This is a genomic window from Fluviicola sp. (assembly GCF_030151805.1).
In the GTDB taxonomy this organism is placed as follows: domain Bacteria; phylum Bacteroidota; class Bacteroidia; order Flavobacteriales_D; family Crocinitomicaceae; genus Fluviicola.
In genome coordinates, this window is record NZ_JASLCN010000220.1 from 1 (window position 1) to 3,558 (window position 3,558).

Here is a 3,558-nt window from a genome sequence, read left to right on the forward strand (position 1 = left end):
GTTTGCGATAAGGATATGAGCACCCCGATGAAACTGGAATCGGAATTACTTCCGGAAGTGTACATCATGCAGCATTTACAACTTCGGAAAAAAGCGCTTGAAGGAGAATATCTGCTGATTGTTCCCAGGGACTATGTTTCGCCTTCGAGAAGTTATTATTTCGACAAAAATTACGACTTGCCGGTTACGTGGCATACCAAATTCGGAATGCGTAACAGACCGTATTATTTTGCAACAGTTCCTGTGGAATATGTGAAAAGGAGTGATTGGAATATCTATTCGAACCGGGCAATTTGTATTCCTTCCGGAGATTCGACTAAAATCAGCTATCCTTTGGACACGATGAACGCGCACGTCTGTTTCCCGGAATCGCGCGGTGGTTTGAACGCCCTGGAATACGGTTTGGAAGCAGGTTTTTGGAATTACGATCTGCAATCGGCATTTGTATCGGCGTATCTTCAATATGCGGGAACGCGTTTTGAATACAGTTTAAATATCGGTGTGGATCTGAAAGCCCGTATGTTGGGAATAGTCAAAGTAGATTACCTGCTTTTCTCTTACGATCCGTTCAAGCAAACGTATATCGGAAATGCAAACCGGTCAGTGATCCACGATTTCCACCCGACTTTGGCTGCTTATGCCGGAAGCAATCTGAATTTCATCAACGATCGGAGTCAGGCAGGTTTGTTTCATGCCTTGTATTTAGGAGCAGCTTACAAAAACAATCCTTTTGCATTCGGTTTTGATCGTTTTTACACCCATGTGGGAGTTTCCACGAACTATCTGCAATCAAACGGGCTGCATTTCTACTTGTACTTGCAGTTGGGAGTGAAGTTTAAGATCTAGAAGATCTAATGAATCAATTCGTAATTCGGCATTCATAATTCGTGATTACTATTACTATCTTTGTCACTGAAAAAATGAAATCATGATACGCATTCAGAATTTGATCAACGGCGAATTGGTTGCACCGGTTAAAGGACAATACATCGACAATTACGAGCCTGCTACGGGCAAAGTTTACGGTGAAATTCCGAATTCTACGGAAGAAGATGTGGAATTGGCAGTTGCGGCGGCAGAAAAAGCATTTCCCGTTTGGTCGAATATGTCAAATGAGGAAAGAGGCGCAATCATGATGCGGATCAGTTTAGGTATTGAAAAACGCATGGACGAATTTGTAGCTGCAGAATCGCGGGATAATGGAAAACCGCTTTCATTGGCTGCACACGTGGATATTCCACGCGCCGTTTCAAACTTTCATTTTTTCGCAACGGCTGTCGAACATTTTGCTTCCGAATCGCATTATATGGAAGGGATGGGAATCAATTACACGACGCGTAAACCAATCGGGGTTGTGGGCTGTATTTCTCCCTGGAATTTGCCTTTGTACTTGTTTTCGTGGAAAATTGCACCTGCATTGGCATCCGGAAATTGTGTGATTGCAAAACCTTCCGAAATTACACCCTATACCGCTTATTTGCTGAGTGAAGTTGTGAGAGAAAGTGGAATGCCAGCCGGAGTATTAAATATTATTCACGGTTTGGGACAACATGCAGGAGATGCCATTGTGAAACACCCGAAAATCAAAGCAATTTCGTTTACCGGAGGAACAAAAACAGGAGAATACATTGCGCGAACAGCAGGTCCAATGTTTAAAAAGCTTTCCCTGGAATTAGGAGGAAAGAACCCGAATATCATTTTCGCGGATTGTGATTTCGATGAGATGATCAAAACAACGGTTCGCTCTTCCTTTGCGAATCAAGGCCAGATTTGTCTTTGCGGATCACGCATTTTTATCGAACGCAGCATCTACGACCGATTCAAAGCGGCGTTTATCGAACGCGTTGAAAAATTGACGGTTTCCAATCCGACTGACCCGAATGCAAAAATGGGAGCGGTGGTTTCAAAACCGCACATGGAAAAAGTACTTTCCTATATTGAACTGGCGAAAGAAGAAGGCGGAACGATTTTAACCGGCGGACACCGTGTTGTTTTAGAGGTTCCGTATGACGAAGGATATTACATTGCTCCAACCGTGATCGAAGGACTTACCTACGACTGCAGAACGAATCAGGAAGAAATTTTCGGACCGGTTGTTACTTTAACACCTTTTGATACCGAAGAAGAAGTGCTAATGATGGCGAATAGCACCGTTTATGGACTGAGTGCTACTATCTGGACCTCTGACCTGAAAAGAGCGCACAGAACGGCTGATAAAGTACAGGCTGGAATCGTTTGGATCAACTCCTGGCTTGTGCGCGATTTACGCACACCGTTCGGAGGAGTAAAAGCGTCCGGAGTGGGCAGAGAAGGAGGTTGGGAAGCATTGCGCTTTTTCACCGAAGCGAAAAATGTGTTTATCCCGTACTAATAGAATTACGGATGCCTAATTCCTAATTACGAGTAAATAGTTGAAACAATTGATTATTAAGTAATTCGTGTCCCGATGACTATCGGGACGCAATTCGTAATCTATCTTTTAAACTTCCTCTTTCTGATCAAGCTTGCGACTTCAAACTCCAGTGAGCCGTAAACTTCTTTTTTCTTCAGGGAATCAATGTGGAAAATGACATCTGTTCCTTTGTATTTCCACAAACCGTTGCAGGTAGAACCTGTTGTGAGTTTCGGTGGTCTTTTCGAAGTGTAAGCACCAATACTTGCCGGAAGAATGTTTAAGTTCAAAGGTGGTGAGAACAGGAAATGATAGTATTTCCCCTGTTTGGTGATAATTCCTTTTGCAAACAAAGACGAAACCAGCTTTTTCCCGTTTTCATTGACCGAGAATAACAGCGAGTAGGCCGGAACGGATACTTTGTTAATCTTTCTGGTTTCAATCGGGTTAAATTCTTCGTCATAACCCATCTCAACAACTTCTTCATCGATGAGTTGTGTTCCGCCTTCCTGGAAGCACAGATCGCCTTCCCAGGCATCAAAGAAAGCATCTGTAGGGAAACTGACTTTTTTTCCAAGTGCCACGATCCATTGATAGAGCGGATTCTTCTTGTCTTTTTTGAATTCAGTAATATCTAAATGGATTTCCAATGCTTTGGTAGAGATCTTATTCCGTTCGAAAGTAATTCCGGCCTCTTTTTCCTTAATCTTCAAGCGTTTATTGGAATGAAGATAGGTTTTCAGTTTGACGTTTAATGAATCACTATCGTGCGCAAATAAGACATAATCGAACCCGAATTTCTTCAGTCGCGGTGAATGGGAGTAAAGCACGATCTTTTCATCGCGGAAAGTCTGTTTCTTCAGGAATTTTTCCCAGGATTTCTCAATGTCGCCTTCATGTGCAAAAATCGCTTTCCCGATACGGCGTTTAATTTTCGATCCTTTATAAACCAGCAAATAATCCTTTTCGTAGAAAATATACAGTTCTAAATCCTGAATTTTTTTGACTCTCCGGTTGTAAACGATCGTATCGGAGATTTTCATGTACTGCTCCAGACGGTTGAATCCGTTTTGGATCTTGGCGCTGTCAATCACACTGACAAAGGTTCCCCATTCGTCTGTTCCGTTCGAAAAAAAGTAACCGGTACTTTGAATGTCTATTCCGAT

At 42.6% G+C, this 3,558-nt stretch carries 3 protein-coding genes; 2 read left to right on the top strand and 1 reads right to left on the bottom strand.

Translation table 11 applies throughout. The features are described 5' to 3' along the window. Both Q1V93_RS08370 and Q1V93_RS08375 read left to right on the top strand, forming a co-directional pair. Positions 1-846 (top strand): hypothetical protein (locus tag Q1V93_RS08370; protein WP_300663698.1); only part of this gene is annotated, 846 nt, incomplete at its 5' end. 82 nt (positions 847-928) lie between these two features. After that, positions 929-2,371, top strand: a complete 1,443-nt coding sequence (locus Q1V93_RS08375) for an aldehyde dehydrogenase (protein WP_300663700.1) — start codon at positions 929-931, stop codon at positions 2,369-2,371. A 101-nt stretch (positions 2,372-2,472) separates the two neighbouring features. Here the strand turns inward: Q1V93_RS08375 and Q1V93_RS08380 are convergent. Beyond that, on the bottom strand, positions 2,473-3,558 hold a 1,086-nt coding region (locus tag Q1V93_RS08380; RefSeq protein WP_300663702.1), incomplete at its 5' end, for a hypothetical protein.

Coding starts and splice junctions, on each gene's coding strand:
- Q1V93_RS08375 (WP_300663700.1), top strand. CDS start 929: ATGATACGCATTCAGAATTTGATCAACGGCGAATTGGTTGCACCGGTT.